This window comes from Stieleria sp. (assembly GCF_041595215.1).
In the GTDB taxonomy this organism is placed as follows: Bacteria; Planctomycetota; Planctomycetia; order Pirellulales; family Pirellulaceae; genus Stieleria; species Stieleria magnilauensis.
The window spans coordinates 1-4,577 of sequence record NZ_JBFHKV010000719.1 but is presented as its reverse complement, the minus strand read 5'-3'; the positions used below and the strand labels follow the sequence as shown (position 1 = coordinate 4,577).

The 4,577-nt window shown below is 59.0% G+C and carries 5 protein-coding genes and 1 pseudogene; 1 reads left to right on the top strand and 5 read right to left on the bottom strand.

Going from position 1 to position 4,577, the window contains the following annotated elements:
* From ABX749_RS23110 to ABX749_RS23090, 5 genes and pseudogenes are all read right to left on the bottom strand, one after another.
* Window positions 1–239 (bottom strand): annotated as a pseudogene (locus tag ABX749_RS23110) (alpha/beta hydrolase); the annotation flags it as partial.
* Between the two features lie 61 nt (window positions 240–300).
* The gene (locus ABX749_RS23105) at window positions 301–561 is read right to left on the bottom strand and encodes a hypothetical protein (RefSeq protein ID WP_372898067.1); all 261 of its coding nucleotides are present in this window, start codon (window positions 559–561) and stop codon (window positions 301–303) included.
* Between the two features lie 681 nt (window positions 562–1,242).
* On the bottom strand, window positions 1,243–1,737 hold the full coding sequence (locus ABX749_RS23100) for a 6-pyruvoyl tetrahydropterin synthase family protein (RefSeq protein ID WP_145218304.1): 495 nt from the start codon (window positions 1,735–1,737) through the stop codon (window positions 1,243–1,245).
* Between the two features lie 49 nt (window positions 1,738–1,786).
* Window positions 1,787–2,650, bottom strand: coding sequence for a triphosphoribosyl-dephospho-CoA synthase (locus ABX749_RS23095; RefSeq protein ID WP_372898066.1), 864 nt, complete (start codon window positions 2,648–2,650; stop codon window positions 1,787–1,789).
* An 8-nt stretch (window positions 2,651–2,658) separates the two neighbouring features.
* Complete coding sequence (locus ABX749_RS23090) at window positions 2,659–3,573, bottom strand: alpha/beta fold hydrolase (RefSeq protein WP_372898065.1); 915 nt, start codon at window positions 3,571–3,573, stop codon at window positions 2,659–2,661.
* Window positions 3,574–3,662: 89 nt separating this feature from the next.
* Here ABX749_RS23090 and ABX749_RS23085 point away from each other — a divergent pair, with 89 nt between their 5' ends.
* Entirely contained in the window at window positions 3,663–4,370 is a 708-nt protein-coding gene (locus tag ABX749_RS23085; protein WP_145218298.1) for a hypothetical protein, read from the top strand.
* Window positions 4,371–4,577: the final 207 nt, after the last annotated feature.

The following is a 4,577-nucleotide window of genomic DNA, read 5'->3' as shown; positions in this document are numbered from 1 at the left end:
TAATCACGATCAGCCGCTTGACCACCGTTTCCATGCGTCATCAACCAAACAGTCCGTGCCCCGGGCACTTCTCGACAATAGCCAAGGGTACGGTTCTCGACCAACCACGGCTGGAGCAGCGTGGGCACATCGCGGTGGGTGGGAAGAAAGAGCAAGAACCGTTGGCAGAGAAAGACAACCATCGTAACGGCGACATAGGGAATCATCGCCATCGCAATCAATCGAAGCGTTTGCGTCATCGTCCGCCGAATCACGGTCAAGATCCCTCAGTAAACAACATGCGTCCTCTGCGGAAACGAGTCAATTGCAGCAGTCCAAGTCCTCGACGAAACGCTGGTCGGGATGGATCCGTTCGTAGGGGACGCCGAGTTGTTCGGAGATAATGCGGCGCACCTTCAGCGCCCGCTCGCGGTTCGTCCCCGGCGAACAGTTTGCGACGAATTCATCCTCCGAAATCGGCGGCCACCGTCGCCGAAACTCGCGACTGCGTTTGGCTTCCAACGCCAGCCCCCAAGCAAGAATCAGGGCAATCCCACCCACGAGGAACAAGACGTCAAACATGCGAAGACTCTCCATCGGATATCACCGGTCTGATTGACCCGATGATTCGCGTTTCAAGGGCCGGACGACAATCGATCGACTTCGCTTAGCGTACTCGATCGTCATCGATGGTGCCAAACGAGCGCCGAGTTGGCAATCGTTGGGGTGCAGCCTTTAGACGCCCCTCCACGCCGCCTTGCGGCGTCCGGCAAGGCCGAGGATCGGCTGAAGCCTAGACACAACACGAATTTTCCTAGATTTGCCCCCGTCACATGCAGACGGAGGTCGAGCAGACGGACTGTGGGGTCAAAAAATGGATTGGTCAAAAAATGAAGTCACCACGCAGCAAACGCTCGTCCGTCGCCAACATTTTTTGACCACCTCATCTTTTGACCATTCTCCTTGCCGACACCGGAGTCGAAAATTGAAGACGTAGGGACGAATCGGTGCCACCTACCAACGATGCCCGTCTATCCATCCACTCAACAAGTATCTCCCCAGATTTGCCTTCTTCCGCATGCAGACGGAGGTCGAGCAGACGGACTGTGGGGTCAAAAAATGGATTGGTCAAAAAATGAAGTCACCACGCAGCAACCGCTCGTCCGTCGCCAACATTTTTTGACCACCTCATCTTTTGACCCTTCTCCTTGCCGACGACGGAGTCGAAAATTAAAGACGGGAAAACGCCGAGCAATCGACCACTCACTTCCATGGCAATCGACACACGCCCCACTGGCCTTGGTTTTCATCCACGGCGACTTCGATCCAATTGAGCGCATCGCCGAATTGCGATTTGGTTTTATCCCGTACTCGTTCGGCGATCACCCGAGCGATTTCTTCGGCCGTGGTGTTGATCACCGGCAAGATCACACAGTCCTCATTCGGGAACACCCAACGGCGGTCCCGGAACTTCGCCGTCGTCTCCTTGTCATCGCTGCGGATTCGGATTTCCGCATGGTCGCTGGGCAGGATCACGTGGTGGTCCAGCGCTTGGGTCTGCTCCAACACGGCGTCGCGGAGAGCGATGAAATCGACGACGTAACGGTTCTCATCCAACGGGCCTTCCACCGATGCCCGGACGCCATAGTTGTGCCCGTGGATGCGTTCGCAGATGTCACCGGCGAAGGTGATAAAGTGGGCGGCCGAAAAGACGAACTGTTCCTTGGACACATCGACACGGTAGGTGGGCTGGCTCATGAAGTGATCCTGGTTGGAAACGTAATTGGGAAAGAGGAACGATGACGCGCTACACCGCCTCGCGCAACAGCACGTACACGGCCGCTGCGATCAGATCGGCGGTCGTGCCGGGGTTGATTCGGTTGGATTGTCCCGCCAGATCAAGTGTACCGGTTCGCAAATAGCGATCGAAGGCGTCGCGTTGCTCGGCGTCGCGGTGGTCAAACCGCGCCCGCTGCTGAACCTCGCGGGCGACACCGCCGCCAAACTTCCTGGCGATCAACGTGTCGGGTTCCGCAGCAAGCAACCGCAACTGCGCCAGCACCAGTCCGCTCAGCAGATCGTGTTCATCGAGCACGCTTTGCTGGACGACGGGCAGGACATGATCAAACAAGTCGGCGAACCCGTCCGAGTAGTTCCTTGCAATTCGATCACGCGATGCGGCATGTCGCATCGCAGCCAAAAACTCTTGCGGCGGCGGACCGCTTAGATCCATCTCCTCCGACTGGCCCATCCCGCCCGGTTTGGCGACGTTGATCGCTGCATACAGCCGTTTCGAATCGTCGGCGGTCATCGAGTCCAAGACCGCAGTCACGCCACTGCTCCAGGTCGACCGATCCAACCGGACGTGTTCATCGGCCGCATCGACTTGGACCAGTGGCCCCAACAGCAACAAAATTCCCAAGTTGACGTTCGTGCCGAGCTGTTTCTTCGACGCGTTGCAGGCAGCGAGCACGCCGTGGCTGAACGACGGGGGCGGCGGTTCAAAGGCCGACGCGGTCAGTTCGGCGGCGGTGACAAAATCCAGGTACGTCAAATCGTCAAAGTCGCGGCCCGGATAAACATTGCCGACCTTCGGCGCGGTCGCTTCCAGAACACAGGCCCAACGGATCGCGTCGACCGGTCGCGTGCACGCCCGACGGATCGCGGGCAAGCCGCCGGTCACTGGATCTTGTCGGCCAAAAATTGACCGATCGCGTCGAGCGTTTCTTCGGCAGCGTCTTCGATGACGTAGTGCCCGGCGTCGGCAATCTCGACGGCCGTCGCCGCCGGCCAAACCGCTTGGAACCGTCGCAAACACTCCGGCCGAAAGCACCAGTCCTTCATCCCCCAGACCAACAGCGAGGGCAGATCGGCAAGCGACGGCAACGCGTTTTCCAAATCGACCAACGTTTGATAAGTCGGCGCCCGCTTGGAAAACGGGATGTCGCGGACGAAGGCGTCGATCGCGACGCGGTTGGCCCAACTGTCATAGGGTTTCAAAAGATTCCCGGCCACCTCCGGACGCATCCGATTGCGACTCATCGCCATCGTGATCGCCGCTCTGGCAAACAGGTTCAATCCGCGGACGCCCAGCGTGCCGAGGACCGGAATCCGGCACGCGGCGATTCGCCACGGGACATAGGGCGGCGGGAAGGCAGCCGTGTTGAGCAGCATGATGCCTCGGAACCGCGGTTTGCAGCGGACGACCGCCCCCAGGCCGATCGCGCCCCCCCAGTCATGGGCGAGCAGCACGACGTTGTCCAAATCCAAATGTTCGATCAACGCGACCAGATTGGATTGGTGGCTGGCCAGCGTGTACGCACACTCGGCCTGGCTGGGCTTGTCGCTGTTGCCGCAGCCGATGTGGTCGACCGCGATCACTCGATGGTCCGCCCCGAAACGCTGGGCCACCGCGCGGTAGTAATAGCTCCACGTCGGGTTGCCGTGGACACACAGTATGGTCGGCCGCGCCTCCACAGCCGACGCCCCTGCCTCATCGGCCGCACTCGGGCCGACGTCTCGATAGGCCATCGCGTGACCACCGGTCTGGAACCGTTTGCTCGGGGCGTCAAATTGGTCTGAAAGTTCGCTCATCGGCGTAGTGTCGCCGTTTTTCGGTTCGCTTGGAAGTCGCCAGGGAGCCGTTGTGTCCAGGCCCGCATCAATTTCGTAGGATACCGGCGATGAAACTTCCACCGCCATCGATTCGAAAGCTGTTTCGCGAAGACTTTTCCGGTCAGTCTGCGATCGTGGTCGACCGCGCGAATCTTTCCAAAGAATCCAAACATTGGCAATCGCTGCTCGGGCAAATCGAAGGCGTTCACGTGACGCGGCATCCCGGCGACAAGGATTCGCGTTCGAAAACACTGTGTCGATTCACGATCCCCGAACCCAATACCGACGGACAGTATTGGCGAAGCGATGAGCTGCGGCTGGAATACGACAGCGAAAGTCGATTGACGATCCATTCCTATCGGTTCCGCGAGAGCCAACACAGCGCGGTGGTCAGCGATCTGGACGAGATCAAGACCTTCGTCCGGCATGTGCTGGAGCGTTATGCCCGTCGTCACGCCGGTGCGAAGAAACGCGAAAAAGTCCGCGAGTTCAAATCCAAAGCGATCGTCGCCCAGGTCAAGAAACTGGCCAAGGAGGAGAAGTTTGATTTTGCGACCAGCGGCGACACCGTCAAATTAAAACTGTTCGTCAAGTTGTCGAAACACGATTTGATCGAAATCAGCGTGCCGTTCAAGCAATTCGAAAAGATGCTGCCCAAGCTACGCGTGACGATCCAGTCGCTGCGCGAGTTGTACGCCGAAGGGTTGCGTTTCAAAATCATGCCAGTCGGCCGGCTGCCGTGGAACGTCCAGTGGGTCAAGCACGAAACGCTTTGACGCCGACGACCAGTTCCGATTGCCCTGACGCGTACAGTACCACCGTTGGGTTGGTCACCTGCGCTGGTGTGCAGGCTTTAGCCGCCCGTTTCGCTGCTCCGCAGCGAGCGGGAATCGCCTAAAGGCTAGACACCAACCTGCGCTGGTGTGCAGGCTTCAGCCGCCCGTTTCGCTGCTCCGCAGCGAGCGGGAATCGCCTAAAGGCTG

Coding starts and splice junctions, on each gene's coding strand:
- ABX749_RS23105 (WP_372898067.1), bottom strand. CDS start 561: ATGTTTGACGTCTTGTTCCTCGTGGGTGGGATTGCCCTGATTCTTGCT.
- ABX749_RS23085 (WP_145218298.1), top strand. CDS start 3,663: ATGAAACTTCCACCGCCATCGATTCGAAAGCTGTTTCGCGAAGACTTT.
- ABX749_RS23100 (WP_145218304.1), bottom strand. CDS start 1,737: ATGAGCCAGCCCACCTACCGTGTCGATGTGTCCAAGGAACAGTTCGTC.
- ABX749_RS23090 (WP_372898065.1), bottom strand. CDS start 3,573: ATGAGCGAACTTTCAGACCAATTTGACGCCCCGAGCAAACGGTTCCAG.